The organism is Synechococcus sp. KORDI-49 (assembly GCF_000737575.1).
Lineage (GTDB): Bacteria > Cyanobacteriota > Cyanobacteriia > PCC-6307 > Cyanobiaceae > Parasynechococcus.
Map to the genome: position 1 here is coordinate 229,176 of NZ_CP006270.1, position 25,785 is coordinate 254,960.

The window sequence follows — 25,785 nt, forward strand, 5'->3', positions numbered from 1 at the left end:
GCGATGCCCGCCGTCCGCGTTCTTGAAGAGTCCCAGCGCTACAAGCTGGATGGCAGTGACGATGCTCTCTTCTACAGCGAGCCCCGCTTCGTGCATCACCTGGATGCCGGCTTCCGGGCGACCCTGACGCAGCTCTACCGGGAGCGGATCCCCCCCTGCGCCGTGGTGCTGGATCTGATGAGCAGCTGGGTCAGCCACCTGCCTGAGGAGATCGCCTACGACGAGGTGATCGGTCACGGTCTCAATGACGAGGAGCTGGCGGCGAATCCACGGCTCGACCGCCATTGGGTCCAGAACCTCAACCGCGATCAGGTGCTGCCGCTTGAGGATGCCAGTGTTGACGTCACCCTGATCGTGGCGGGCTGGCAGTATCTGCAGCAGCCGGAGGCCATCGCCGCTGAGCTTCTTCGAGTGACCCGGCCGAATGGGGTGCTGATCTGTGCCTTCAGCAACCGGATGTTCTTCAGCAAGGCACCCCAGATCTGGACCGATGGTGACGACCGCGATCACCTCTCCTACGTCGCCACCGTGCTGATGGCCCAGGGATGGCCGAAGCCCGAGATCATCGCCGAACAGACCCGTGGGCAGGGCGTGATGGGTCTGCTCGGAGGCAAGGGCGATCCGTTCTTTGCGGTGGTGGCCAACAAGGCTCTGGGCTGATCAGATCAACTCAGGGTGGTTCGGATCCCCTTTGAAGGGTCCCTCCACCCGGGAGGTGATCCAGCCTCCGTAGAACCCCCCCTGTTGCGGGATGACCCGTTCTCCCTCAACCCAGCACCCATCCATCATCTGTGGATAGAGGGCGAACCAGCCGGCCAGCTCGCGGAATCGCTCCGATGGACTCGGATAGGTCCAGACCGCTCGGGCCAGACGTCGGTCTGCAACGACGACATCGAAGTAGCTGGCGACCCCCTTCCATTCGCAGAACGATGGTCGTCCGCCCACCGGTTGGATCAGATCCGATCGCATCGCCTCCGGCGGCAGGTAGTAGGTCGGTGGATGAAAGGTCTCGAGCACCCGCAGGCTGCGGGTCGTTTCCACCAGGGTCTGCCCCAGAGCCTTCACCAGGATGTGCTCATGGCTGGGCTCGAGGCGAGGGGGTCTTGGGTAGCTGCTGACCCGTTCCACGGTCATGATTTCGTGATAAAGACGCGATGAAATTGATGCTGGTGAGCAATTCTCTGTCGCAGAGGTTTTTATTCTGAAGGGATTATTAAGACTCTCCCCGGCTTAACCGAATCGTTCCCATTTCAAGGCTGGACATGTGCCAATAGTGGGGCATCTTTCGGATACCGACAGGTCCGGCATGACATTCACCCTTCCCGGCCTGCTCCCCTGGACGTTCCGGATCGTTCTCATCGGTCAGCAGATCGTTCTGGAAGCCACTTCGGAAGGCCAGCGTCTGAGCACCGTTCTCGATCCCCGTGCGAGTCGCATCCGCAGCGGCTACGACCTGATCAGCACTCCGCAGTGTGCATTGATCAATCCCCCTTCTTTCGCCTGAGTCACTGCGATCAGGCGGGCTCACACGGCTCGCTTGATCAGCCCGTCCGGTGGTTCTGGAGACCTGAGCGTCACCCAGATCACTTGAGACCGAGCCCGCGATCAGTCATTGTGACGCCCTTGTACTGACGTTCACGGTGGCGAAGACGACGGGGTTCGGTGGCAGTGACGGCGGCGGCAGCGGCAAGCGTGGCAGCGGCGGCAAGCGAAAACCCGGCAAGTCGAATCACCGGCGTGAGCAGTGCCCGATGGGCCGCGATCCCGACATTGATGCGATCAAGGCCCGTCAAAGCCTCGGTCTGCCGCTCACCGGTCGTCTCACCGAGCAGCAGGTGAAGCGTGCTCACAAGCTGCTCGCGGTGCAGCACCACCCCGACAAGGGCGGAGATCCGGAGATGATGACCCGATTCAACAACGCTCGCGACGTTCTGCTCGAACCTGAGATGGAAGCGATCCCGGGCTGAGGATCAGCCGTTGCTGCGCCCGATCACCAGCCAGCAGATCAGCAGCAGTCCGCTGAGGCTCACCACCGTGTAGATCCAGTCGGCATACGGGGTCCAGAACAGCGCGACGACGGTCGGCGTCACTTCTCCCAGATCAGAACCAGAACCACGAACAAGGCGCCGAAGACGAGGAACGGCGTGCCGATGGTGATGATCTGCTGGGTGTCCATTTCCAGTTGTGTCCGGATCGAACGTACCACCGAAAAGCCAGGCGCCTCAGCGGATCAGGTTGATCTTGAAAAAGCCCTGGCCGAGCCCGAAGCTGGATGGTCGATCCCTGTGAAGCGTGATCGAGACGTCGAAGTCGAGCAGCCCCTGCGCTTCGATCTGGTCCCGTGACAGACGTCCGCGGCTCTGCTCCTGATAGCGACCGATGATCTCCTCCTTGTGGTCTCCCAGATACGTGACCACTTCCTGGAGCAGGAAGTCTCTCCACTCCTCCCGATCGTGATCCGGCAGCGGTGGTGTCGGTGAGCTCATCTGTCGGCCTCGGCCTCACGGGAGAGAACGAGGTCATGAACCTGTTTCACCAGGGCGGCATTGGCCCGCTTGCCCCGCGACAGGCTGCGGTTGCCGGCGGCCTGCTCGAACAGCTCCTTCATGCCCTGCAGCTCCTGCGCGCGGGCCGCGGGCTCCAGGCGCAGAACCGTGAACGCGGAGGCGCTGACCAGAAAATCAATGCGGCGACGCAGATGTCTGTTCTGACGGGAGCCGATCACGGCCGCGGCGGCAGCACCGCCGGCTGCGGCGAGGACGGGCACGAGCCAGGTCAGCATGTCGCCGCGAGCGTGAATGTCGAGGCAACCGTAGGGGTGATGTGGCGCTAAAGCACCCGATAGCCATACCAGTCCGGTGTCTCCGGAGGGTCCTCGCCGTGATCCAGCGGGGTCAGCTGCAGCCGCCAGCGTCCGTTCCCTTCGATCGGCAGCAGATCATCCAGCTCCTCCGGTGGTGCCAGACAGTGCAGATCATCCTTGTGCACCTGGTCGTATTCCCTCAGCCACAGCCGTTTCGCCCTGGCCTTGGCGGCCTGGGATGAGGTGGCCACCAGCAGCCCGAAGCGATGGCGTTCCGCCATGTCGTTCGGGTCATAGGCGCCCAGATTCACGAACCAGAGTTGCGGTGTTCCGCTCCTGCGGGCCTCCGTCTCCGGTTCTTCCAGCACCTCCACACGGTGGCCATCCACACGGGTGATGCGCCGGTAGCTGTCCACATGCATCCCCCGGCGCTGACCGATCCACTGCCGGCGCAGATCCGGGATGGTGTCGTCAAAGCAGTCGCCCACCACCCAGCGCACGTCGTGAAGTTCCACATGACATCCCTTGATTCGGCCGCCGAGAACGACGAGGAACAGATCCATCTCAGACCAGCGCTTCGATCAGCACGCCGATCATCAGGGCGATGGCGATCAGTGGCAGTGGTTTCATCCGCCCGCTGACGCTCAGCCAGAGGCTCACGACAAACAACGGCAGCTGAATCCAGGGCAGTCCCACCTGCAGCGCTGTTGCGCTGATCGACACCGCCGCCCCGGCCACCGCTCCCGGAACGCCTGCCAGCAATCCCTCCAGAACCATCCGCACCCGTGGCTGTCGGCGCAGGCGCTGCAGCAGCGGCGTCGCCAGCAGGATGAAGCCGAAGCTGGGCAGGAAGATTCCGATCGTGGCAGCCGCCGCGCCGGCCAGGCCCGCTGCGAAGCCTCCGGCATCCCAGCCCGCCTGGTAGCCGACGAAGGTGCTGGTCAGCACCACAGGCCCGGGGGAAATCTGTCCGATCGCCACACCGTCGAGAAACTCGCCGGGGCTGAGCCAGCCCAGCTCCACCACCTGCTGCTGCAGGAGCGGAATGATCACCAGCCCCCCGCCGAACACCAGCAGACCGGTCTTGAAGAAAACGCTGAACAGCCCTGTCATCAGACCGGTTCCGGCGCTGCCGGCTCCAGCGGTCAGACCCAGGGGCAGTGGCAGCAGCAGTGCCGCTCCCTTCGACTGGTCCAGCGGGGCGCTGAACAACCGGGCCAGACCCGCCAGCAGCAGCAGCAGACCGGCGGGAAGCGGCAGGTCGCCCAGGGTATTGAGCAGAACCCCCAGCATCACCAGGGCGGCGGTGAGGATCTGCCACCGCTCGGTGCGCCGGCGGATCAGTTTCCAGGCGAAGGCCCAGATGATCGCGGCCACCACCGGTTGGATGGTCTGCAGCGCGGTCGTGAAGCTGGGAAGGGCCTGCCCGTTGCGCCAGAGCTCACTGAGCAGCAGCACGATCAACATCCCGGGCAGCAGGAAGCAGGTGCCGCTCACCAGTCCGCCGATCCAGCCATGGCGAAGCCATCCCAGGTAGATCGCCATCTGACTGGAGGCCGGCCCCGGCAAGGCTTCACAGAGGCCGAGGCCTTCCTCGAAGCGCTCAGGATCCACCCACTGGCGGATCTCCACGATCTCGTTGCGCAGCATCGCGATGTGGGCCTGGGGGCCTCCGAAACCCAGCACCCCGATGCGCAGGAACAGTCCGGCGAACTGAGGCCAGGGCACGTTCTGTTTCTCCGGCACAGCTGATGGCGTCGAGCTCATCCGCCCGGTGTGACGATCCGCCCGAAACTTAGATCTGTCCTGAGATCAGCAGCGTGATCTCACGCACCTGATTGCTCCCGTCGGAGCGCCTCCTCCTGCATCCTCTGAATGCGTTCCAGAACGGTTTCGTTGCTCATGCGGTTGTTGAGCCGCTCCACCAGCAGCGGGAAGGCCAGGGGGCCGGGCCGCGGCGTTGCCACGTGCAGCCATTCCTGCTGTGCAGCCCGCTGCAGAGCTGCCTCCAGGCGCGACAGCTCCAACTGTTCATCGAGCACTTCACGGCGCGCCTGCAGCAGCAGACGGTTCTGCGGTTCATGGCGTTCGAACACGTCGAACAGCAGCGAAGCACTGATCTGCAGCTGTCCGGTGCTCTTGCCAGATCCTGGAAAGCCTCGATGCATCAGGCCGGCCACCTGAGCGATGGCACGGAAGCGTCGCCGTTGCAGTTCCGAGAGGTTGAGGGCCGCTTCCAGATCGCGTTCCAGATGGTCCGTGTTCAGCAGCAGATCGCTGTGGTCCTCCAGCAGTTCCGCCATCGGGTAAGTCTTCGGTGCCAGCAGCTCGAAGCCGTAGTCGTTCACGGAGACGGTGATTGTGCCTCGCTCCAGCTGTGTGAGACGGGAGGCCCACAGAAAGCCGATGCCTTCATGCACGAAGCGACCCTCGAAGGGATAGGCGTAGAGATGGGTTCCCTCCCGCGTGCGGCAGGTTTCGATCAGCAGCTGACCGATGCGGGGGAGAACCGAGAGATCCTGCTGACGTTCGAACAGCGGTGTGAGGGCCTGCAGTTCCGGAGTGTCCAGCTCACCGCGGCTCGCCCGATCCACCTCGAGACGCAGGTGGTGGGTCAGCAGATCCGAGAGCGCCATCTGACCTCCTGCCCAGGCCGGCACAGTGCGGCTCTTGCGGTTGCTCACCTTCACGTAGGCGGTCATGTCCCGCAGCCGCACGAACTCCAGCTGGCGGCCAGAGAAGAAGAACACATCCTTGGGCTTCAGCTGGCCGATGAAGGTTTCCTCCACGTGGCCGAGCACGGCACCCCGCACGAAGCGCACCGTGATCGCTGGTGCAGCGGTGATCGTGCCGATGTTCAGCCGGTGCAGCCGTGCGATGGCGCTGTCCCGCACCCGGAAGCGCTGCACTGCTTCATCCCATTCCAGTTTCCGGTAGCGGGGATAGGCCGCCAGGCAGTCGCCGCCGTGTTCCAGGAAGCGAAGGCACCAGTCCCAGTCCTCCTGAGCCAGGTTGGAGAAGGCGGCACTGCTGCGCACGGCCCGCAACGTCTCCTCCGGGTGGAATCCCGCTCCGCAGGCGAGGCTCGTGAGGTGCTGCAGCAGAACGTCCAACGGTGCATTCGGCGGTCGGCGCTGTTCCACCAGCCCTTCCTCCAGACCACGGCGAACCGCACTGAGTTCGAGCAGCTCCAGAGCATTCGTGGGCATGAACAGCACCTGGGAAGTTCCGCCCGGCAGGTGTGCGGAGCGTCCCGCCCGTTGCAGCAGCCGCGCCAGGTTCTTGGGGCTGCCGATCTGAACCACCTGCTCCACGGGCTGGAAGTCCACCCCCAGATCCAGGGAGCTGGTGCAGACCACCCAGCGAATCGTGCCGGCTTTCACCGACGCTTCGATCGCCTCCCGTTCGCTGCGGTCGATGGCGCTGTGGTGCAGAGCCAGGGCTCCCTCCATCTCAGGGCAGGCGAATCTGAGGCACTGGAACCACCGTTCCGACTGGTTGCGGGTGTTGGTGAACAGCAATGTGCTGATACCTGGGTTCATCGCCGCCACCAGGTCCTCGTACATCCGCAACCCGAGATGTCCGGCCCAGGGGAAGCCATCGATCGTTTCCGGAAGCAGGCTGCGGATCTCCGTGACCCGTGCCGGTGCTCCCCCGATGATCACCGGGTCGCCGTCGGTGCCGAGAGCGTGGCGGGCGGCCTGAGCGAGGTTGCCGATGGTGGCGCTGATCGCCCAGGTCTGCAACGACGGCCGCTGCTGCCGCAGCCAGCTGAGGCAGAGCTCGGTCTGCGTGCCGCGCTTGCTGCCCATCAGTTCGTGCCATTCATCGAGCACCACCGTGTCGAGATGGCGGAACAGCTCCTCCGCTTTGCTGTTGCTGAGCAGCAGGGTCAGCGATTCCGGTGTGGTGACCAGGATCTGGGGAGGTGACTTCAGCTGTTTCGAACGTTCGCTGCTGCTGCTGTCGCCGTTGCGGATGCCCACGCGCAAGGGCCAGCGCATCTCGGTGATCGGCTCCCGGATCGCCAGGGCGAGATCACGGCTGAGCGCGCGCAGGGGTGTGATGTACAGCAGTCGGATGCCCGGATGCTCCCCCGTTTCCGCCAGCATTGCGGCGATCGGTCCCATCACGGCGGCGAAGGTCTTGCCGGAGCCGGTGGGCACCTGAATCAGACCGCTGCGGCCCTCGAGATAGGCCGCCCAGCTGCGCTGCTGAAAGGGAAGCGGGCTCCAGCCCCGGCGTTCGAACCAGGACTGGATCGGCACCAGGATCGGGTCAGGGCTCACGGCGCGATTCCGTTCTGCAGCTGTCTTAACCATCCGCACCTAGTGCACGGGAAGTGACAGCCCCCGCTCCATGACCGCGCTCATTCAACGGGACAGCAGCCAGCAGCTTGTGGTCGAGGAGGCGGACTTCCGCAAGGAGACCATCTATTTCATCGTTGTGGACCGCTTTTTCAGCGGATCGGTCGACAACGACGAGGTCGGCCGGGCCGGTCTGTTCGATCCCTCCCATCAGCACTGGGGCAACTACTGGGGGGGAGATCTAGAGGGCCTGATCGCCAAGGCGGATTACCTCTGCTCCCTCGGTGTCACCGCCCTCTGGCTGTCTCCCCTGTTCGAGCAGGTGGACGACAAGCTTCACGAGTTCGCCCCGATGCATGGCTACTGGACCCGTGACTTCAAACGACTCAATCCCCATTTCATCGATGCCGGCGATGACACCTGTGTGCACCGCTCCAGGACCCTGCGTCGGCTCGTGGACACCATGCATTCCCGAGGCATCAAGTTGATCCTGGATGTGGTGTGCAACCACAGTTCGCCCGAGATCAACGGCAGCAAGGGAGTGGTGCTTGACGACGGTCAGCCTCTGGCTGATTTCAACAATGACGTCAATGATTTTTACCACCATTACCCGAGCATCACGGACTGGAACGACGAGTTCCAGCTGATCCACTTCGAAATGATGGGGTTGGCGACCTTCAACGAGTCGAATCCCGACTATCGCCGTTACATCAAATCAGCGATCTGCAGCTGGCTGGATGCCGGATTCGATGCCCTTCGCATCGACACCGTGAAGCACATGCCGGTGTGGTTCTGGCAGGAATTCGTCACGGACATCCAGGCGCACAAGCCCAGCACCTTCATCTTCGGCGAATACGGCTTCGGCAACCCCGAGGAGCCGCGCACGGTGGAGTACGCGAATCACACCGGGATGTCGATTCTCGACTTCGGCCTCTGCGATGCGGTCCGCGAGGCCTTCACCAATTCCCAGCGTGGGTTCTGCGCCGTGCAGGACCTGCTGGGGCAGGACCCCGTCTACGACAGGGCGAATGAGCTGGTGACCTTCTTTGACAATCACGACATGCCGCGGTTCCTCTCGATCTGTCCGGATCACGGCAGGCTCGAACTCGCCACAGTGCTGCTGCTGACGCTGCGCGGGATCCCGTGTCTCTTCTACGGCACCGAGCAGTACCTGGTGAACAGCACCAACGGTGGAGCCGATCCCTACAACCGGCCGATGATGACCTCCTGGGATGTGGACGGCGTCCTGGTGGGCCTGATCCGGATTCTCACGGCGCTGCGTCAGGAGAACCGCGCACTCGCCTATGGATCCCACCGGCAGCACTGGATCAATCCCGCGACCTACGTGTTTTCCCGCCGGTATCGGGACAACCGCGTTCTGGTGATGCTCAACCAGGGCGAACCGCTCACCCTGGGCATCCCGCAGTGCGACCTGCCCGATGGTCTGCACCGCTGTCTGCTCACGGGGGAGACCGTTCAGGTGACCAACGGCTCCATTGACGAGATCCGCCTGGAACCGATGGCCCGGCGGGTGTTCAGCGTGGTCGGGGACTCCGTTGAAGCCCCGGTGGTGCTGAAGGTGGCCGTCAACGGCTACGCCACCCATCCCGGAGAGCGCATCGTGCTCACAGGCGATTGTCCGGAACTGGGGGAGTGGGATCTGGCTGCTTCCGTGGAGCTGGAGTACATCAACGGGGATTGCTGGTTTGCAGAGGTTCCGTTCAGCCGCAGCATCGGACGCAGCATCCGCTACAAGGCCGTGGTGCTGGGGGATGGAGGTCCTCCTGTTTACGAGAACGTCCTGCATCGCCACTACACCCTGCCGCTGCAGGGCCGCCTGAAGCTCAACCTGAACTGGAGCCGTCTCTGATCAGGTTCAGCGCAGCATCAAGCCGGTCGGCTTCCCCGGCCGGTTTGTCACGACGCCAGCGCAGGATCCGCGGAAAACGAACAGCCAGCCCTGACTTGTGGCGTCTGGAGGGATGGATGCCTTCAAAGCCGATCTCGAAGACCAGTTCGCAGTTCACGGAACGGGCGGGCCCGAACCGCTGCACGGTGTTGCGGCGGATCCAGCGATCCAGCTCAAGGATCTCCGCATCATCGAGGCCGGAGTAGGCCTTGGCGAAGCTCACCAGCTGCGGTGGATCCTCGTCATTCCAGAGCCCGAAGGTGTAGTCGGTGAACAGGTTGGCTCTCCGACCGCTGCCGGCCTGGGCGTACAGCAGCACGGCGTCGAGGGTCATCGGCTCGAGTTTGTGCTTCCACCAGTGGCCGCGGCGGCGGCCGGTGAGATAAGGGGAGTCCAGTCGTTTCAGCATCAGCCCCTCGGCCCGCTGAGCGACGGCCCGCTGACGTTCGGCATCCAGCTCGGCCCAGCTCTCCAGGGACCAGCCGACGCTGGCGGTCAGACGCCAGCGCTCGGGATGGCTGACCTGCTCGAGCACGGCCGAGAGCTGCTGGCGGCGTTGCCTCAGCGGCTGATCGCGGATGTCCGCACCGTCCAGCTCCAGCAGGTCGTAGGCGATGAAGCGCATCGGGCACTCCCGCTTCAGGGTGGTGCCCACCGTTTTGCGACCCAGCCGTCGTTGCAGTGTGTCGAACCCCAGCGGAGCGGCGGCACCCTCGTTCCAGCAGATGATCTCGCCATCCAGTGCGGTTCCATCCGGCAAGGCATCGCCCACCGTCACCAGTTCAGGGAAGCTGTCGTTGACCAGCTCCTCGCCCCGGCTCCAGAGGTACACCCCTGTGCCGCGATGAATCAGCTGGCCGCGGATGCCATCCCATTTCCACTCCAGCAACCAGTGCTCCGCGGGTTCTCCGGACAGCCGCTCGGGATCTAGGGGGCTGGCCAGGAAGAACGGGTAGGGGGCGGCACTGCTGCGACTCTCCTCCGAGCCGGCCGGTGCGGTGAGCCGGGAGAAGGCCTGTGCCGATGGTTCGAACCCTCCCATCAGGCGCTGCACCACCAGGCTTTCATCGAGCGAGAAGGCCTCGGCCACCGCACGGCTGATCAGACCTGTGGACACGCCGACCCGGAAGCCACCGGTGAGCAGTTTGTTGACGATGAAATGCAGGGGCTCCGGCACCTGACACCAGAGCTTCAGAACGGCTTCCGCCTGTTGCTCATCCTGCTGGCGGCTGAGCTCAGGCAGCAGGGATTCCATCCACCAGTGCAGCGGACGGGTCTCGAGTGATTCGCCTCGGAACGCCTGCTCGTCCCCGAGGGTCTGCCGCACCGCCGGCCACAACAGGCTGATGGTTTCGGCCGAGTCGCCCACCTGGCCGTGGCAGTCGTCGATCAGCCACTGGGGCATCCCGCTCTGCTCCTGCAGGATCTCTCTCAGGCGCCGTCCGGTGATCATCCGGCGTCGGCGTTTTCCCAGCAGCAGGCTGAGTGCCCAGGCGGCATCCGCTGGCGGCACGGTCCGGAAATGGTTCACCAGGGCCGTCACCTTGGCTCGGGTGCCGGTGACCTGATCCAGCCGGTCGAACAGAACCTGGAACGCCTGCATGCCGATCGGGCGGTCACCGCCATCCTGACGGGGCCGCTCTGCCTCCGTTGCCGTGGTGTTTCTGCTTTCGAAGCTGCTGCCCCTGCTGGTGCTGCCGCTCGGTCTGAGTCTCGGGCTGTTGCTTCTGGCTGGGTTCACCCGGTGGCGATGGCCGCTGATCTCGGCGATCACGGTGCTCTGGGTCTTCAGCACTGGCGTGGTGTCCCAGTGGTTGTGGCGAGGCGTGGAACGGCCCTGGCAACGCCGTTCAGCGCCATCGGTCCCGACGGCTGACGCGATCGTCGTGCTCAGCGGAGGACGTCACGCCGCACCCGGCCCCTCCCGCGTTGTGGAGTGGCATGACCCCGACCGCTTTCTCGCTGGTGTGGAGCTGTTCCGGGCCCGCAGGGCTCCAAGGCTGCTGTTCACCGGGGGGCAGAACCCGTTCCGCAAGGGCCTCGCTCCCGAGGGGAGTCTCTACCTCAGCGAGGCCAGAGCTCTCGGGATTCCGGCTGATGCCATGACCTCCACAGGGCCGGTGCTGAACACGGCAGAGGAGGCCAGGGAGATCCGGGCGCTGCTGCCCTCCGGTCGCCGGCGGGTGCTGCTCGTCACGAGTGCTTTCCACATGCGCAGAGCTCAGCGCCTGTTCGAGCGCCAGGGCATCGCTGTGGTGCCGTTCCCGGTGGATTTTCAAGCCCGTGGTTCCTGGGCGGGGTCGCCATGGGCGGATCCACTGCAGTGGCTTCCAACCGCTAGGTCTCTCGATGACAGCTCGCGGGCCTTGAGGGAACTTCTCGGGAGGATCGTCTACCGCACCTGGTGATCCCGCTGGTTCCGCGATCAGACCACCTGTTTCTGCTGAGCTGCGACGTCTGGGAAATGCTCTTCCATGCACGATTCACAGATGCCGTGACTGAAGTTCAGAGTGCTGTGACGCATCATGAACTCCTCGAGCGGATGCCATGTGCCCTGGCTGTCACGAACCTGGCGGCAATAACTGCATGAACACAACATTCCCTTCTGTTGATGCAGCCTGCAGAATTCATCAAGCAACGACAGAGAACGTTTGCGTAGTTCCAGAAGAGTGACGACCTGGGCTGCCAGTCGCTCCATGATTTTGTATTGCGTTGATGTCAGCGATTTCGGCATTCTGTCGATCACACACAACGTGCCGATCCGGTGATGTCTATTTGTTTGCAGGGGGAATCCCGCGTAGAGCCTGATGTGGGGATCTTTCTTCACCAGGGGATTGTCCTTGAAGCGATCATCGAAGAGGGCGTCCTCAACGATCATCGGCTTCGGAGAGAGGATGGTGTGGGCGCAGAATGACCAGTCTCTCGGTGTTTCCTCCGTCTCCAGACCGACCTTGGATTTGAACCACTGACGGTCGTGATCAACGATGGAGATCAGAGCAATCGGAGCATGGCAAATGAGGGCCGCCATGCTGGTGATGTTGTCGAAACTTTCCTCCGGTTTGCTGCCAAGAATGCGGTATTCACTCAGCGCGCGCAGCCTCGCCACCTCGTTATCCGGTTTTGGCGCAGGACCGGTCATTCAGCGTGGCGCTTTTCAACCTTCTTGCTAAAGCAAACCCCGGCCCAATAGCTATAAAGATCCGTGAAGATTAAGAGAACCTTTGTAAGGATTTTCGGTTGCAGGCCTGCCCTGGTCCGGATCGGCCGTGATGGAGCTGAGATCGCAGTCACCGTTGATCCATCACAGCTAGGAGGAGTGGGGCGCTTCATTGCAATGGCATCTTCCAATCAGGACAAGATCGAGCAGCTCGCCGACGATCTCAAAGGCTCACTGGATGGTGGGGTCGATGCCATCGTCACCAAGATCAAGGCAGCCCAGCTGTTCGCCGACGATCAGGCTGATGCGATCGATGCCAAGAATCAGGCTCTGAAGGCCAAATTCGTTGATTTCATGCGTTCAGCGCAGGACAAGGGCGATGCGCTGCATGAGGGCATGCAGCAGCGCATCTCCAGCTGGATCTCCGAGATCGACAGCTGATCGCGATGGAGCAGCTTCAGTCGCTTTCTCCCTCGAACAGGGTCTCCAGCGGTTCGGCATCGATCCCTTCCACCTCCCTCAGGTAACGGGCCAGAACATCGCTCTGACCATGGGTCACATAGACCTTCCTGGCACCTGATTCGCGCACCGTCCGGATCAGGCCAGGCCAGTCCGCGTGATCGCTGAGCACGAATCCGCGTTCGTAACCCCGCCTGCGGCGCGCGCCGCGCACCGCCATCCAGCCTGAGGCGAAGCCGGTCTGTGGCGTGCGGAACCGCCTCATCCAGCTGGATCGGTGGGCTGACGGCGGGGCGAGCACGAGACGACCGGCCAGAGCCTCGTTCCTGGGAATCTCGCTGACGGGTCGGCTCGGTGTCATCGGGACTGCCGCCTCGCGGTAGTGACGTGTCACCGTCTCCACGGCACCGTGCAGCAGCACCTCCTCCTCGACACCGATCGCCTTCAGTTCCGCCAGCAGCCGCTGGGCCTTCCCGAATGCGTAGCAGAACAGCAGGGACGGACGGCTGCGGTCCCCCTGCCACCAATCGCGGATCTCCGTGGCCAGCTCGGATCCGGGCTTCCAGCGGTAGATCGGCATGCCGAAGGTCGCTTCGGTGATCAGCACGTCGCAGGCCACCGGTTCGAACGGTGCGCAGCTCGGATCATCGTCACGCTTGTAATCCCCGCTCACCACCCAGACCTCCCCCTCAGACTCCAGACGGATCTGAGCGGATCCGAGCACATGTCCGGCACTGTGGAAGGACACCCGGCACTGGCCGAGCCAGATCGGTTCCCCGTAGCGGACGGGATGCAGGCAGATCTCCTGTCCGAGTCGCTGACGCAGCACGCCTTCGCTGACATCCACCGCCCAGTACTCACCGCATCCCGCCCGGGCATGGTCGGCATGGGCGTGGGTGATCAGAGCCCGGGGCACCGGTCGCCAGGGATCCACCCAGGCGTCTGCCGCCCGGCAGTAGAGCCCTTCCGCGGTGCGCTCGATCAAGGTGTCGCGTCTTGACTGCAGAAGTCTGGAGTTCCCTTACCTTGAGCGCGACCTCAGCACCGCGATCGATGAACAGACGCCTCTTCGTCGGGATGACGCTGCTGTCGCTGATGCTGCCCGGCGCCGCTCTCGCACAGAAGAAGATCCCCAAGGCCCAGGGCCACGACCAGTGCCCGCTCGGCTATGTCAACACCCTCGGCACCACCTGCGTCTCCCCCATCGCCTATGAGGTGCAGCCTTCGGAAGGGGATGCCTGCCCTTCCGGTTGGATGAACATCGGAGCCGGGTACTGCCGGAGGAAGTGAGCCTTCGGGCTCAGCGGCTCATCTCCAGCATTCTCTGAATCGGCTGGAGGGCTCTCAGACGCAGCTCCTCCTCCAGTTCGATCGCCGGTTCCAGGCTCTCAAGACAGTCGTGCAGCTTCTGCAGGGTGTTGAGCCGCATGTAGGGGCAGGCGTTGCAGCTGCAACCGTCGACACCGGGCACATCGAGCAGCGTCTTGCCGGGGGCTCGCTGCTTCATCTGATGCAGGATGCCGGGCTCGGTGAGCACGATGAAGGTCTCCGCTGCACTGCTCTGGGTGCGGTGCAGCAGCTTGCTGGTGGATCCGATGAAATCCGCCAGATCGAGGAGGTGTTCCTGGCACTCGGGGTGGGCGATCACCTCCGCATCGGGATGTTCGAGCTTCAGTTCCAGGAGTGCTTCCTCGCTGAAGGTCTCATGAACGATGCAGCGTCCCGGCCAGAGCGTCAGCTCACGGCCGCTCTGCCGCTGCACCCAGCGTCCGAGGTTCTGGTCCGGAGCGAAGAGCACGGGGCGATCCGTGGGCAGCTGTTGAACGAGATCCACGGCATTGCTGCTGGTGCAGATGAGGTCGCTCTGGGCCTTCACCGCCGCGGTGCAATTGATGTAGCTGACCACCACATGGTCGGGATGCTTCGCGCGGAAGTCGGCGAATGCATCGGCCGGACAGTCATCGGCCAGGGAGCAGCCTGCATCGAGATCCGGCAGCACCACCGTTTTCTCGGGACTCAGGATCTTGGCGGTCTCCGCCATGAAATGGACGCCGCAGAAGACGATCACATCGGCGTCGGTGCTGGCGGCCTTGCGGGACAGTTCCAGGGAATCCCCGATGAAGTCGGCGATGTCCTGGATCTCGGGTTCCTGGTAGTAGTGCGCCAGCACGATGGCGTTGCGATCACGCTTCAGTCGTTCGATCGCCGCCACCAGGGCGTCGTCAGCGCTCATCGGAACCGGGCCGGGGCAGGATGGCTCCAGCCTAGGCATCGGTTCTGTCGGATCTTCGCGTTGCGATTGCCGGTGATCTCCATGGAGCCTGGGGCACCTCGGATGAGGCGGTTCTGGCGCGACTCCAGCCTGATGCTGTGCTGTTCGTCGGAGATCTGAGCGATGGAGACCTGCGGCTGACCAAGAGGATCGCGTCGCTGCCCTACCCACTGGCGGTGATTCTCGGTAATCACGACCTGGGTCGCGATCGCAGCGGAGGGATCCTGCGACAGCAGCTGGCTCTTCTGGGGGAGAACCATTGCGGCTGGACCCAGCGCGGTTGGAGCCAGCCCGCCATCGGACTGGTGGGAGGGCGGCCCGGCAGTGCCGGCGGAGGCTTTCATCTGTCCCATGCCGTGCAGGCGGTCTATGGCCCGATCACCCTCGAGCAATCAGCGGATCGCATCGTGGCCGCTGCTGCTGCCGTTCCTGCGGATCAACCGCTGATCGTGATGGCCCACTGCGGCCCCAGCGGCCTCGGTTCCGAGGCCGACAGCCCCTGCGGTCGCGACTGGAAACCGCCGGCGGTGGACTGGGGCGATCAGGATCTCGCCCTCGCTCTGGATCGGATGGGTCGGCAGCGTCCCCCGGATCTGGTGGTCTTCGGTCACATGCATCATCAGTTGAAGCGTTCGAACGCCCTCCGCCGCACCCTGCTGCGCGATCGCCGCGGAACCGCCTTCCTCAATGCCGCCTGCGTCCCCCGCAGTGGGCGTGATGCCAGCGGTCGTGAGCTGCTGCATTTCTCCTGGGCGGAATTCCGGGGTGCGTCCCTGACCCATCTCAGTCACCGCTGGTACTCGCCGGACGCCCAGCTGATGCATGAGGAAGAGCTGCCACGGCAGGAGGCGATGGCGTGCTGATCTATGTCTGCAGCAGCAGTCATGGGTTCGGTCATGCGGCCCGTGATGCGGCTGTGCTGCAGCAGCTCCGTCGTCTGCGTCCGGATTGGCAACTGGTGCTCAGCTCACAGGTGCCCGCCGGGTTCCTGCGGCTCCTGCTGGGTTCGGCAACGATCGATGTTCGGCACTGCCGCTGGGATGTGGGAACGGTTCAGGCGGATGCCCTGGGGGTGGATGCAGCAGCAACACTCCTCGCTCTCGAGGAGCTGCAGCAGCAGCTGCCTGAACTGATCGAGCAGGAGGCGGCCTGGATTGCATCCCAGGGCAGGCCGGTGCTGGTTCTCGGAGACATCCCACCCGCCGCCGCCGAGCTGGCAGAGCGGCTCACAGCACCACTGGTGTGGATGAGCAACTTCGGCTGGGATGAGATTTACGGGCCGTACGGTGAAGCTTTCCAGAGCTATGCGGAGGCGGCCCATCAGGCCTACCGCCGCGGTCAGCTCCTGCTTCGCTGTCCATTCGATCTGGCCATGACCTGGGACCTGCCGGAGCAACGACTCGGGCTGGTCTGCGGTGAGCCACGCCCACTCGTGCCTGCGCTGCGTGATCGACTCCTCGCCGCCGGAGCTCCGGTTCAGGTGGGCTTCGGCGGACTCGGGCTGAAGCTCAACCCGCCACTCTTCGCCGCGTGGCCTGAGCAGCACTTCGTGATGGCTCCCCCCGCTGACAGCCGCGAGCGGGAGGCGCTCAGGGCGCTGCCCAACCTGACGCTGCTCCCGGACGGCGTGCGTCCGCTGGATGTGTTTCCGTTCTGCCGGCGCCATCTCGGCAAGCCAGGCTTCAGCACCTTCTGTGAGGCGCTCTCCTTCTCCGTTGGTCTGCATGTGGTGGAGCGCCGGGATTTCGCAGAGGCCAAGGCTCTGATGCGGGGTCTTGCGCGCCATGGTTCCTCCCGCCTGCTCAGCCGGGATCAGTTGCTGACTGGTGACTGGCAACTGGATCAGCCTCTGGTGCCCCCCACGCAGGCTGCGGCTGCCGCCCATGGTGCGGAACAGGCGGCCCGGGCTCTGATCGCCTACGCCGAGCGATAACAGATATCCGTTCAAGAAAAAATATTGTGTATCAACGCCTTCAATTTGCGTCTGGATGTCACTGAGCGCCTGAAATATCGCTGATCCGTCGATAGCGAGACGATTCGTGGACTGGCATATATACCTATTGATCCAATCGAATTGTTCGACAAAGTCACCTCGAAGGAAAAATGCTTCCTCGGCTCAACCAACCATCCGCTTCTGGTTCATCGAGCCTTTATCCCACTCGGGATCTGTACTTCGAACGCTTTTTATGGCTATCCACGAACTGATCGGTCGTCAGGCACTCGCAGCGACCGTCGTCGTCGGATCTCTTTCAGCCTCCCTTGTTTCGGCTCCTGCTGCGGCCAGTCTGCTGCCTCCATCCTCCCGGGCTCAACTGCTCAGCCCTCCAACTGCGGTGCCCACCCGTGCCATCCCGTATGTGATCACCCCCGAGCGTCGGGCGATGCTCAACACGATCCGCTACGCCGAGGGCACCTGGAAGGGCGGTATGGATGTTGGCTACCGCGTCATGTTCGGTGGTGGTCTGATGTCCAGCCTGGATCGTCACCCTGACCGGGTCGTCTACAGCACCCGCTACGCCAGCGCGGCAGCGGGTGCCTACCAGTTCATGCCCTTCACCTGGAACCTGGTGCGGCGCAGCATCGGTGTGGTCGGTTTCGGCCCGGAAGCCCAGGATCAGGGAGCTCTGTTTCTGATCCAGCGCCGCAAGGCCCTGGGACTGACCGACGCCGGTACGCTCACTCCGGTGCTCACGGCGATGCTGGCTCCCGAGTGGGCATCGTTCCCGACCCTTTCCGGCCGCAGCTTCTACGGTCAGCCCGTCAAGAAGTACGCCCGTCTCCGTTCCTTCTACAACCTCAATCTCGAGGAACTGCGCCGACTGCGTGATCAGAGACGTGAGGAGCTGTCTCAGGGATCGAGCTCCTCAGATGTCTGTATCGGCTCCCGGATCTTCTGCGCCACAAGTTTCTGAGCAGGCTGAGGGGTCAGCCCTCCGCATCGTTCTGCAGGCGACGGCCCACCGTCGCCTGTGCGATCAGGTAAGCGCCCACGGCGCTGCCGAGAAAGCCCATGCTGTTTCGCAGGATCGGCAGCAGATCCGAGGTCCGGGTGATTACCGGAGCGATTCCGAACACGCCGAACAGCATCACCCACAGGGGTGAGAGCAGCAGCAGCCAGGACCAGGCGATCGTCTCTTCGTCCTTCCGGGGATAGGCGGCGAAGCCGGCGACCAGGCCTCCCAGCACCGACGTGCTCAGGGTCAACAGCCACTGCTCCAGCGGCAGACCGGGAACCACCTGGCACCCCCCGCGTTCCAGACAGATTTCGACGGCGTTCAGGGCATCGAGAACGGCGCCGTCTTCACCGTTGTCTTTCACGTAGTACTGATTGCCGAAGCGGGTCTGCAGCTCCACCCAGTAGGTGCGTGGCATCAGAGCGAAGAAGGCATCGCCCACGTTGAAATTCAGCAGGTTGCCGCCCCGGGGGTCCGCCACCAGAAGCAGGCTGCTTTCATCCAGTCCCCAGAATTCGCGGACGGCCAGGCCCGGTGTCCGCTCGTACTGGGTGAGAACCCGCAGTTTCCAGCCGGTTTCCGTTTCAAACCGTTCCAGGCTCCGTTCAAGCTCGGTCCGCTGCGGCTCGCTGAAGACCCTGGCCAGATCGATCACAGGTGTGGCGTGATCCGGCAGCAGCTCCGGGTTGTCGTAGGCCTGCGCCGGTGTGGCCGCCGTGCAGCTGACCACCAGCACCAGCAACGCGGCCCACAGCCGGCTGATGTGATGTGCTCCCATGGATCTGCTGCAGTGACGGGCATTCTCTCCAATGGATTCCTCCGTTGCGGCCTGTCCCGCCTGGCTGGCGCATCATCTGCAACAGGCCGGTGGTGTGGTGCCCTTCTCCCGCTTCATGGACTGGGCGCTGAATGACCCTGGCCATGGCTATTACGGATCTGGCCGTGCCCGGATCGGTGTGGAGGGTGACTTCGTCACGTCACCCTCCCTGGGATCCGACTTCGCCGCATTGCTCGCCGAGCAGGTGGGCCGGTGGTTCACCCGTTTGATCGCGGAGAGCCCGCCGGGCGCTCCGTTGAGCCTTGTGGAGTGCGGACCCGGGAGTGGTCAGCTTGCGCTGGATCTGGTGAGGGAGCTGCTGCTGCTGCATCCCGATCTCGCCGGTCGTCTGGATCTGCGGCTCGTCGAGCTGAATCCAGGCATGCGTGAACAGCAGCAGTCACTGCTGGAGGGGGTTGTGCCCATCCCGGTGCAGTGGTGCTCTCTGGATGATCTGAAGCGTGCACCGCTGCGCGGTGTTGTTCTGGCCCATGAGCTGTTGGACGCGTTGCCGGTGGAGCGTCTGATCTGGTCCGGTGGGGAACTGAGCCGCCAGGGGGTGAAGCTGCTGGAATCTGCGGATGGCACCCCTGCGCTGACGGGCGTGTCGATGCCGTTGCCAGACGATCTGCGGGCTGAGGCACTGGGCATGGCCGAAGCCTGCGGTTTCAGCCTGCCCCCGTTGGGTGCCCCTGCCGGGTGGACGACGGAATGGCATGGCGACGCCTTTCGTTGCATCGATCAGATGGCCAGGGGCCTCAGCCATGGGCTGGTGCTGGTGATCGATTACGCCCTGGAAGCGCGTCGCTATTACACCGCCCGCCGTGATCAGGGCACGCTGATGGCCTACCGGCACCAGCAGTCCGGAGCGGATCCCCTGGCGAAGGCCGGTCAACAGGATCTCACCGCCCATCTCTGCATCGACACCCTGCAGGTTGCGGCCCGGCGTTCCGGTCTGAGTCCTGGCCAGGTGATGCGTCAGGGAGAGGCCCTGCTCGCGCTGGGTCTGGCCGATCGTCTGCATGGGCTGCAACAGCTGGCACCGGCTGATCTGCCGCAAGCGCTTCAGCGCCGTGAAGCGCTTCTGCGCCTTGTGGATCCGGTTTGTCTTGGAGAGTTCCGCTGGCTCACTTTTCTGCAAACCGATGCGGATAAGCCAATAACTGGATGGGACATTGTGTCCGCGCCGTGTTGATCTGATCCTGCTCTTTAACCAATGGGTCTTGGGCATTTCATGTCGATTGGACATATTTTGCAGAGATTTTCTGGAGTCAGAGAATGAACTCCAAGCTTGGCGTGAACGCAAGTCGTCGTGGAGAATACTGACTGTTAGTGTCTCTGGATACGCCTGAATGTCTTCCTTCAACTCTTCTTAACAAGGCTATAAATTTGTATTCATTCGCGCTGTTCATAATCCGATGATCGATTAACGATGAATGTCTACGCTTTTCTTCTCCGAATACGCCGAAGGCAGCAGTAACAACAAATATCTGGAGATTTTCAACCCCACGCAGGCTGCGATTTCCCTGGCGGATTACGCCTTCCCCAACGCCAGCAATGGAGCTGATGTTGAAGGTGCTCATGATTACTGGAACACCTTCAGCGACGGTGCCTCCATTGCGGCCGGCGGCACCTATCTGATCACTCACCCGGATGCGGACGCTTCCATCGTGGAACTGGCGGATCAGACCCATCGCTTCCTCAGCAACGGCGATGACGGCTATGCCCTGGTTCGCGGCAGTGAAACCGACTATGTCGTGCTCGACCGCCTCGGGGATTTCGGGGCGGATCCGGGGTCTGGCTGGGATGTGGCTGGCGTGACCAATGGCACCCAGAACCACACACTTGTCCGAAAATCAACCCTTGTCCAGGGCAACAGCGACTGGACTGCAGCACGCGGTACAACCACGAACGACAGCGAATGGGTGGTACTAGCTCAGGATGCCTTTCTTGAGGGTGTTGCCGAGGCCACGCCAGGCCGACACGGCTTGAGCACGCTGTTTTTCTCCGAATACGCCGAAGGCAGCAGTAACAACAAATATCTGGAGATTTTCAACCCCACGCAGGCTGCGATTTCCCTGGCGGATTACGCCTTCCCCAACGCCAGCAATGGAGCTGATGTTGAAGGTGCTCATGATTACTGGAACACCTTCAGCGACGGTGCCTCCATTGCGGCCGGCGGCACCTATCTGATCACTCACCCGGATGCGGACGCTTCCATCGTGGAACTGGCGGATCAGACCCATCGCTTCCTCAGCAACGGCGATGACGGCTATGCCCTGGTTCGCGGCAGTGAGTCGGACTATGTCGTGCTCGACCGCCTCGGGGATTTCGGGGCGGATCCGGGGTCTGGCTGGGATGTGGCTGGCGTGACCAATGGCACTCAGAACCACACCCTCGAACGCAAAGCAACTGTTTTCACGGGTAACGCCGATTGGGATGCCTCCCGTGGCACCACTGCTGATGACAGCGAATGGGTTGTGCTGATCAACGATGCCTTTCTCACGGCTGATGCTGATCCAGCCGCATCCCCGGGCAGTTTTGAGAGCACCGCCGCGACCCCGGTTGTGATTCCAGCGGCTGCGTCGGAAGACGATGCTGCACCGGAGGTCACTGAGAACACCCTGATTTCCCTGATACAGGGCTCAGCAGACACGTCACCGCACGTTGATGAGGTTCATCGGATTGAGGGTGTCGTGACCGCGATCCATCCTGAGATGGATGGTTTCTACGTTCAAGAGGAAACTTCCGATAGTGATGGCAATGCCGCCACATCCGAAGGCCTGTTTGTCTACGACCGCAATGATTTGTTCAGCGGTGCTGTGGGCGACCTTGTTCAAGTCACCGGCACCGTCGCTGAATACACAGGTTCAAGCGCGAATTTCACCTCGGATTCCTCCGAGGTGCAGAACAGCCTCACCCAGTTGACGTCCATCACGACTGTGACGGTGCTCAGCTCCGGAGCGGACCTGCCTCCCCTCACCAACCTCACACTTCCCGCTGCGGACATGGCGGCCTTTGAGGCTCTCGAGGGAATGCGCGTCAGCGTTGATGCCGTCGATCAACCCTTGGTGGTGACCAACAATTACACCGTTGGTCGTTATTCCCAGGTCGGTCTTTCCGGAGTTGGCCGACTGTTCCAGTACACAGAGCAGAATGCACCCGATGTAGATGGCTACACGGCCTATCTCTCGGAACTTGAGCGAGGCGTGATCTGGCTCGACGACGCGAGTACGGAAAATAATCCGGCGACGTCCATTCATGCGCGTGGCGGTCAGCCCCTCTCGGCAGCCAACACACTGAGAACGGGTGACACGATCAACTCGATTTCCGGTGTTCTGGATCAACGGAACGAGGGTTACCGCGTTCAGACCACGGAACCAGCCAACTTCCAGGCCAGCAATGGCCGCCCCAGTCCCATCGTTGATGACCAGGCCTCACTCACCCTGGCTGGGTTCAATCTTCTCAATTTCTGGAATGGTGATGGAGCTGGTGGAGGATTCCCCACGGAACGGGGGGCACGGGATATCGAGACGTACAACCAGCAGCTCAGCAAGTTGGTGCCGGCGATTGTTGGTCTGAATGCCGATGTGATCGCCCTCCAGGAACTTGAAAACGACGGTTATGAAGAGCTCAGCGCCATCGACAGTCTCGTCGATGCCCTGAATGCTGTAAGCGATAGCGCTGTTTATGCCTATGTGACTGTTCCAGACGCTTTGTTGAATGGTGGCATCGGACGTTCCGAGCTGGTTGCGGCGGATCTGATCAGTGCAGGCGGGCTGGCCCATGAGATTCCTTCTCACAACTCGGTGACCACGGAACTGGAATTCCGTTCACTGATCAATGCCTTTGCACGCTCCCGTGGCGAAAGTGCCAACTTTGAGGCCGTCACTCCATTCGACAGCAATTTTGTCAATGGCATCAGTGCCACCGTTGGTGAGATCTCCTTCAGTTGGAATGTTTCTGGTCACGGTGCTGACGCCGGTGCTGGTACGGGGCCACACGCCACCCGTGATGGTTCCGGGCTCAGCTTCAGTGATGCCGAATTCCAGTCGATGCTCTCCCTGGGCCTTCTTGGAACCGATGCGATCGCGAACGGATTCATCTATCGCACCGATGCTGTGCGGTTGGCACCCGATACCGGAGTTGCTGTTCTCGACCTGGGCTATACGCGGGTCGGAGATGATCCAGCAACAGATGAAGCCAATCGTCCGGTCATCGCTGTCAGTTTTGAAGAGATCTCGAGTGGTGAGGTGTTCACCGCGGTTTCTGCTCACTTCAAGTCGAAGGGATCCATTGCTCAAGGTGATGGAAACGAAGATCTGGGAGATGGTGCTGGAAACAATAATGGACAACGAACAAGAGAAGCACAGGCGGTTGTGGATTGGCTTGAAACCGATCCAACCAACAGCAACGACACTGATGTGATCATCTTGGGCGACTTGAATGCCTACAGCATGGAAGACCCGTTGATGGTCTTCAGGGATGCTGGTTACACCAATCTTGTGGGAACTGATGATTATACCTATCAGTTCAGAGGTCAATTCGGATCCTTGGATCACGCTTTGGTCAGTGACTCAATGCTGTTCCCCATCACATCGTCATCGCCGTGGCACATCAACAGTGACGAACCCGTTGCCTTGACAACTGGAAATTACCAATATGCTCAAAATCCTGAAAATTATTACGCTGCTGATGCATTTGCCTCATCGGATCACGATCCGATCGTTGTGGGCCTTGATTTCGACCGTGCTGATACCTTCCGAATCAACCCTTACCTTCAGAATCCGTCCAATGAGGGTACATCGATCACATGGTTCACGCATCGGGATGGCTTGGCTTCGATTTCACTGACCGGCCCGGGAATTACAGGTGAACGCTTGATCGAAAGCAGTGTTACCGAGGAGCCTCTGCTGTCGTACACATCCGCAGAGCGTCGTCAGACCATCAGTGGATTGGATGAATCTTGGTTGATCTCCGGTGGCAACTTCAAGCATGTTGTTGATCTTGATGGTCTGGAATCAGGAGCCACCTACAACTACATCGTTACCCTTGAGGGCGGAGAAACGTTCCAGTCTTCATTTGAGACAGCACCGGATTCTGATGATTGGAGCCACATTCGCTTCATTGCGATGGCGGATAGCGAGACAGAGCCGTACGGTCGGGTGGATGCCCGCGACTGGCAGCCGAGCCCATTGCAGGAGGGTTCCCTCGATCGTCCGTCAATGGATGACAGCCAGTGGGCCGAGATCATTGGCACCCGATCCGGCAGCCTTCGTTATGCCCTGAATCAGCGCGACGGTTATCAAGCCAATCTAGACATCGTCAATGAACGTGAGCCTGACTTCCTGGTCATGCCAGGTGACCTGGTGCAGGGTGGTGGTTATCAACCAGGATGGGATGAGTTTTTCCGTCATAACGCTGGTGAATTCTCCAGTGGTTTGTCGTCCTATCCACTGCTGCCAGCGCTGGGCAACTGGGAAAATTACGGCGCACTGAATGGTGGTTACGGCGAAGATGAGGATGGACGTTTCGGACCGATGTTTGGCCGCCAGAAATACCATGCTTATTTCGATGCCCCTGAGAACGGCACTCCGGAGCATCAAGACAATTATTACCGTGTGGATTATGGCCCTGTCACGATTCTGACCCTCGACAGTTCCAACGGTGAACCCGATGACAGCCGCAGCAATTACGGAGGTGAAGGACAACCCGAACAGGCCACCGGGCTTGAATTGACAGACGTCGGGACGGACACGCAGGCCAATTACACCAGAGAGCAGTATGAGGGCTATGGCGGAACTGATTTATCAGATTTCAATCCAGGAAGTATCCAGTGGAACTGGGTTGAAGACCAGCTCCGAGACGCCCGCGATCAAGGTCAGATCATTTTTGCTCAATTTCACCATGCTCCCTACAGCAGTGGTGTTCATGGTTTCCCCATGAATCATGACCAATCCAGTGGTCAGGCCGGTACCCCTCTACGTCAGTACAGCGAGATGTTTGAGGAGTATGGCGTTGCTGCTGTCTTCAGTGGCCACAGCGAAATGTTTGAGCGCAGCTTTGTGGATGGTGATGGCGATGGCCATGGCGTCAATTTCTATGATGTTGGAGTTGCTGGCGATGGCTTGCGTGGTCAGCACCGCACCGTCAGTCGGGATTTCGATTCACCACTGTTTGGATACAATTCAGAATTCAGCCAGTGGACGGCTGATCAGAATGAACCTGAGCTTTGGCAACTTGTTGACGGGGTGCCTCAGTTGATGGATGGAGGCAAGCATTATGGTCATTTGGAGGTGAATATTGAGCCAGTCGACGACATCCTGGGTGTGAAGGCGAAAGTTGAACTAAGCCCCGTGTACAGCTTCCCAATTCTTGATTCGAATTATGAGCTGATTGAAACGGAGCGAAGGGTGTATGGAGATCAGCTGCAAATGTGGATTGCCGAAGACGGAGCGGTCGCCAACTCATTGGATGGTTTTTACCCCGATCCCCTAAGAGGCACTGCAGGTAACGACGACACCCTCACTGATGCGCTGGATTTTGGTTCCTCTGACGTTCTCTTCATGGGCTCCGGCGACGATGTCGCAGATGCTGCCATTGTTAGCGGTCGAGAGAACACAGTGTTCACTGGAAGCGGTGACGATGTGGTCTATGCGAGCCATCGTGATGTCGTGATTGGCGGATCAGGAAATGATTCGGCGTACTTGATCGAAGATGGTGATAACCGTGTTGCTGGTAATGAAGGATTTGATGTGTTCCATGTCGGCACATCCGGCAACCGCGTCTTGGGTGGTGCTGATGATGATGTGATTAATGTTTTGGATGGAGCTGGTATCAACTACCTCAGAGGCGGTGATGGCTATGACGCCTTCTGGTTGGTCTCCGCCGCAGGCGATCGTCCTGCTGAGGCTCAGATGGTGATGGATTTCAACCCGGACGAAGATGTGGTTGGTCTTGCTGGAGTGAGTTATGAGAGTTTGGCATTTGAGCAGGTTGGCTCTGATACTCGCCTTTCAGTCAATGGTTTTGCTGTAGGTGTTTTTAGAGATCTCGATCCGTCAACCCTGTCTGATATCAGCAATTTTGCAGGCCTTTTGATATGAG

24 protein-coding genes are annotated in these 25,785 nt (G+C 61.5%); 12 read left to right on the forward strand and 12 right to left on the reverse strand.

Features of this window, described 5'->3' with window-relative positions:
• Positions 1-3: 3 nt before the first annotated feature.
• Positions 4-660, forward strand: a complete 657-nt coding sequence (locus tag KR49_RS01320) for a class I SAM-dependent methyltransferase (RefSeq protein WP_043690959.1) — start codon at positions 4-6, stop codon at positions 658-660.
• Here KR49_RS01320 and KR49_RS01325 read toward each other — a convergent pair whose 3' ends face one another.
• On the reverse strand, positions 661-1,134 hold the full coding sequence (locus KR49_RS01325) for a DUF427 domain-containing protein (protein WP_043690961.1): 474 nt from the start codon (positions 1,132-1,134) through the stop codon (positions 661-663). It abuts the gene before it with no gap.
• 172 nt (positions 1,135-1,306) lie between these two features.
• Between KR49_RS01325 and KR49_RS01330 the strand changes: the two genes are divergently transcribed.
• A complete protein-coding gene (locus KR49_RS01330) occupies positions 1,307-1,504 on the forward strand; it encodes a hypothetical protein (RefSeq protein WP_043690962.1) in 198 nt (65 codons plus the stop codon).
• A 136-nt stretch (positions 1,505-1,640) separates the two neighbouring features.
• Positions 1,641-1,967: a molecular chaperone DnaJ gene (locus tag KR49_RS01335; RefSeq protein ID WP_043690964.1), complete on the forward strand. Its 327-nt coding sequence runs from the start codon at positions 1,641-1,643 to the stop codon at positions 1,965-1,967.
• Positions 1,968-1,970: 3 nt separating this feature from the next.
• Here KR49_RS01335 and KR49_RS13155 read toward each other — a convergent pair whose 3' ends face one another.
• The 6 genes from KR49_RS13155 to KR49_RS01360 all read right to left on the reverse strand — a co-directional run bounded on the left by KR49_RS13155 (position 1,971) and on the right by KR49_RS01360 (position 7,092).
• Positions 1,971-2,069: an adenylosuccinate lyase gene (locus KR49_RS13155; protein WP_071839758.1), complete on the reverse strand. Its 99-nt coding sequence runs from the start codon at positions 2,067-2,069 to the stop codon at positions 1,971-1,973.
• Between the two features lie 153 nt (positions 2,070-2,222).
• Positions 2,223-2,486, reverse strand: a complete 264-nt coding sequence (locus KR49_RS01340; RefSeq protein WP_043690966.1) for a hypothetical protein — start codon at positions 2,484-2,486, stop codon at positions 2,223-2,225.
• The gene (locus KR49_RS01345; protein ID WP_043690967.1) at positions 2,483-2,782 is read right to left on the reverse strand and encodes a hypothetical protein; all 300 of its coding nucleotides are present in this window, start codon (positions 2,780-2,782) and stop codon (positions 2,483-2,485) included. The genes KR49_RS01340 and KR49_RS01345 overlap by 4 nt, the downstream gene beginning before the upstream one ends.
• Before the next feature lie 47 nt (positions 2,783-2,829).
• The gene (locus tag KR49_RS01350) at positions 2,830-3,366 is read right to left on the reverse strand and encodes a DUF1543 domain-containing protein (protein ID WP_043690969.1); all 537 of its coding nucleotides are present in this window, start codon (positions 3,364-3,366) and stop codon (positions 2,830-2,832) included.
• A gap of 1 nt (position 3,367) precedes the next feature.
• A complete protein-coding gene (chrA, locus tag KR49_RS01355; RefSeq protein WP_052378126.1) occupies positions 3,368-4,570 on the reverse strand; it encodes a chromate efflux transporter in 1,203 nt (400 codons plus the stop codon).
• 59 nt (positions 4,571-4,629) lie between these two features.
• Positions 4,630-7,092, reverse strand: a complete 2,463-nt coding sequence (locus tag KR49_RS01360) for a ligase-associated DNA damage response DEXH box helicase (RefSeq protein WP_043690970.1) — start codon at positions 7,090-7,092, stop codon at positions 4,630-4,632.
• Positions 7,093-7,162: 70 nt separating this feature from the next.
• Between KR49_RS01360 and KR49_RS01365 the strand changes: the two genes are divergently transcribed.
• Positions 7,163-8,980, forward strand: coding sequence for an alpha-amylase family glycosyl hydrolase (locus tag KR49_RS01365; RefSeq protein ID WP_043690972.1), 1,818 nt, complete (start codon positions 7,163-7,165; stop codon positions 8,978-8,980).
• Here KR49_RS01365 and KR49_RS01370 read toward each other — a convergent pair.
• Entirely contained in the window at positions 8,955-10,622 is a 1,668-nt protein-coding gene (locus tag KR49_RS01370; RefSeq protein WP_043690974.1) for an ATP-dependent DNA ligase, read from the reverse strand. The two genes, KR49_RS01365 and KR49_RS01370, sit on opposite strands and share 26 nt — an antisense overlap.
• A gap of 52 nt (positions 10,623-10,674) precedes the next feature.
• Between KR49_RS01370 and KR49_RS01375 the strand changes: the two genes are divergently transcribed.
• The gene (locus KR49_RS01375) at positions 10,675-11,427 is read left to right on the forward strand and encodes a YdcF family protein (protein WP_043690976.1); all 753 of its coding nucleotides are present in this window, start codon (positions 10,675-10,677) and stop codon (positions 11,425-11,427) included.
• Between the two features lie 17 nt (positions 11,428-11,444).
• Here the strand turns inward: KR49_RS01375 and KR49_RS01380 are convergent, their stop codons facing one another.
• Positions 11,445-12,158, reverse strand: coding sequence for a GAF domain-containing protein (locus KR49_RS01380; protein WP_043690977.1), 714 nt, complete (start codon positions 12,156-12,158; stop codon positions 11,445-11,447).
• A gap of 195 nt (positions 12,159-12,353) precedes the next feature.
• Between KR49_RS01380 and KR49_RS01385 the strand changes: the two genes are divergently transcribed.
• Positions 12,354-12,617, forward strand: coding sequence for a hypothetical protein (locus KR49_RS01385; RefSeq protein ID WP_043690978.1), 264 nt, complete (start codon positions 12,354-12,356; stop codon positions 12,615-12,617).
• A 16-nt stretch (positions 12,618-12,633) separates the two neighbouring features.
• Here KR49_RS01385 and KR49_RS01390 read toward each other — a convergent pair whose 3' ends face one another.
• Positions 12,634-13,620 (reverse strand): ligase-associated DNA damage response exonuclease, encoded by a 987-nt coding sequence (locus tag KR49_RS01390; protein WP_043690979.1) that lies wholly within the window; start codon positions 13,618-13,620, stop codon positions 12,634-12,636.
• 68 nt (positions 13,621-13,688) lie between these two features.
• On the opposite strand from KR49_RS01390, the gene KR49_RS01395 reads away from it, so the two are divergent.
• Entirely contained in the window at positions 13,689-13,925 is a 237-nt protein-coding gene (locus KR49_RS01395; RefSeq protein WP_043690981.1) for a hypothetical protein, read from the forward strand.
• A gap of 10 nt (positions 13,926-13,935) precedes the next feature.
• On the opposite strand, the gene nadA is transcribed toward KR49_RS01395, so the two are convergent.
• The gene (gene nadA / locus KR49_RS01400; protein ID WP_043690984.1) at positions 13,936-14,868 is read right to left on the reverse strand and encodes a quinolinate synthase NadA; all 933 of its coding nucleotides are present in this window, start codon (positions 14,866-14,868) and stop codon (positions 13,936-13,938) included.
• A 113-nt stretch (positions 14,869-14,981) separates the two neighbouring features.
• On the opposite strand from nadA, the gene KR49_RS01405 reads away from it, so the two are divergent.
• The 3 genes from KR49_RS01405 to KR49_RS01415 all read left to right on the forward strand — a co-directional run bounded on the left by KR49_RS01405 (position 14,982) and on the right by KR49_RS01415 (position 17,819).
• Positions 14,982-15,770, forward strand: coding sequence for a TIGR04168 family protein (locus KR49_RS01405; protein ID WP_043690987.1), 789 nt, complete (start codon positions 14,982-14,984; stop codon positions 15,768-15,770).
• Positions 15,764-16,840, forward strand: coding sequence for a hypothetical protein (locus KR49_RS01410; protein ID WP_043690989.1), 1,077 nt, complete (start codon positions 15,764-15,766; stop codon positions 16,838-16,840). Before KR49_RS01405 ends, KR49_RS01410 begins: the two co-directional genes overlap by 7 nt.
• A gap of 253 nt (positions 16,841-17,093) precedes the next feature.
• Positions 17,094-17,819: a glycoside hydrolase family 104 protein gene (locus KR49_RS01415; RefSeq protein WP_043690990.1), complete on the forward strand. Its 726-nt coding sequence runs from the start codon at positions 17,094-17,096 to the stop codon at positions 17,817-17,819.
• A gap of 13 nt (positions 17,820-17,832) precedes the next feature.
• Here KR49_RS01415 and KR49_RS01420 read toward each other — a convergent pair whose 3' ends face one another.
• Positions 17,833-18,639, reverse strand: coding sequence for a TPM domain-containing protein (locus tag KR49_RS01420; protein WP_043690993.1), 807 nt, complete (start codon positions 18,637-18,639; stop codon positions 17,833-17,835).
• Positions 18,640-18,670: 31 nt separating this feature from the next.
• Here KR49_RS01420 and KR49_RS01425 point away from each other — a divergent pair, with 31 nt between their 5' ends.
• Positions 18,671-19,873: a class I SAM-dependent methyltransferase gene (locus KR49_RS01425; protein ID WP_043690995.1), complete on the forward strand. Its 1,203-nt coding sequence runs from the start codon at positions 18,671-18,673 to the stop codon at positions 19,871-19,873.
• Positions 19,874-20,114: 241 nt separating this feature from the next.
• The gene (locus KR49_RS13505) at positions 20,115-25,784 is read left to right on the forward strand and encodes a lamin tail domain-containing protein (protein WP_084187922.1); all 5,670 of its coding nucleotides are present in this window, start codon (positions 20,115-20,117) and stop codon (positions 25,782-25,784) included.
• Position 25,785: the final 1 nt, after the last annotated feature.

Excerpts from the sequence above, each read along its gene's own strand:
- KR49_RS01320 (WP_043690959.1), top strand. The coding sequence starts at position 4 with ATGCCCGCCGTCCGCGTTCTTGAAGAGTCCCAGCGCTACAAGCTGGAT.
- KR49_RS01325 (WP_043690961.1), bottom strand. The coding sequence starts at position 1,134 with ATGACCGTGGAACGGGTCAGCAGCTACCCAAGACCCCCTCGCCTCGAG.
- KR49_RS01330 (WP_043690962.1), top strand. The coding sequence starts at position 1,307 with ATGACATTCACCCTTCCCGGCCTGCTCCCCTGGACGTTCCGGATCGTT.
- KR49_RS01340 (WP_043690966.1), bottom strand. The coding sequence starts at position 2,486 with ATGAGCTCACCGACACCACCGCTGCCGGATCACGATCGGGAGGAGTGG.
- KR49_RS01345 (WP_043690967.1), bottom strand. The coding sequence starts at position 2,782 with ATGCTGACCTGGCTCGTGCCCGTCCTCGCCGCAGCCGGCGGTGCTGCC.
- KR49_RS01350 (WP_043690969.1), bottom strand. The coding sequence starts at position 3,366 with ATGGATCTGTTCCTCGTCGTTCTCGGCGGCCGAATCAAGGGATGTCAT.
- chrA (WP_052378126.1), bottom strand. The coding sequence starts at position 4,570 with ATGAGCTCGACGCCATCAGCTGTGCCGGAGAAACAGAACGTGCCCTGG.
- KR49_RS01365 (WP_043690972.1), top strand. The coding sequence starts at position 7,163 with ATGACCGCGCTCATTCAACGGGACAGCAGCCAGCAGCTTGTGGTCGAG.
- KR49_RS01370 (WP_043690974.1), bottom strand. The coding sequence starts at position 10,622 with ATGCAGGCGTTCCAGGTTCTGTTCGACCGGCTGGATCAGGTCACCGGC.
- KR49_RS01380 (WP_043690977.1), bottom strand. The coding sequence starts at position 12,158 with ATGACCGGTCCTGCGCCAAAACCGGATAACGAGGTGGCGAGGCTGCGC.
- KR49_RS01385 (WP_043690978.1), top strand. The coding sequence starts at position 12,354 with ATGGCATCTTCCAATCAGGACAAGATCGAGCAGCTCGCCGACGATCTC.
- KR49_RS01395 (WP_043690981.1), top strand. The coding sequence starts at position 13,689 with ATGAACAGACGCCTCTTCGTCGGGATGACGCTGCTGTCGCTGATGCTG.
- nadA (WP_043690984.1), bottom strand. The coding sequence starts at position 14,868 with ATGAGCGCTGACGACGCCCTGGTGGCGGCGATCGAACGACTGAAGCGT.
- KR49_RS01415 (WP_043690990.1), top strand. The coding sequence starts at position 17,094 with ATGGCTATCCACGAACTGATCGGTCGTCAGGCACTCGCAGCGACCGTC.
- KR49_RS01420 (WP_043690993.1), bottom strand. The coding sequence starts at position 18,639 with ATGGGAGCACATCACATCAGCCGGCTGTGGGCCGCGTTGCTGGTGCTG.
- KR49_RS01425 (WP_043690995.1), top strand. The coding sequence starts at position 18,671 with ATGGATTCCTCCGTTGCGGCCTGTCCCGCCTGGCTGGCGCATCATCTG.
- KR49_RS13505 (WP_084187922.1), top strand. The coding sequence starts at position 20,115 with ATGTCTACGCTTTTCTTCTCCGAATACGCCGAAGGCAGCAGTAACAAC.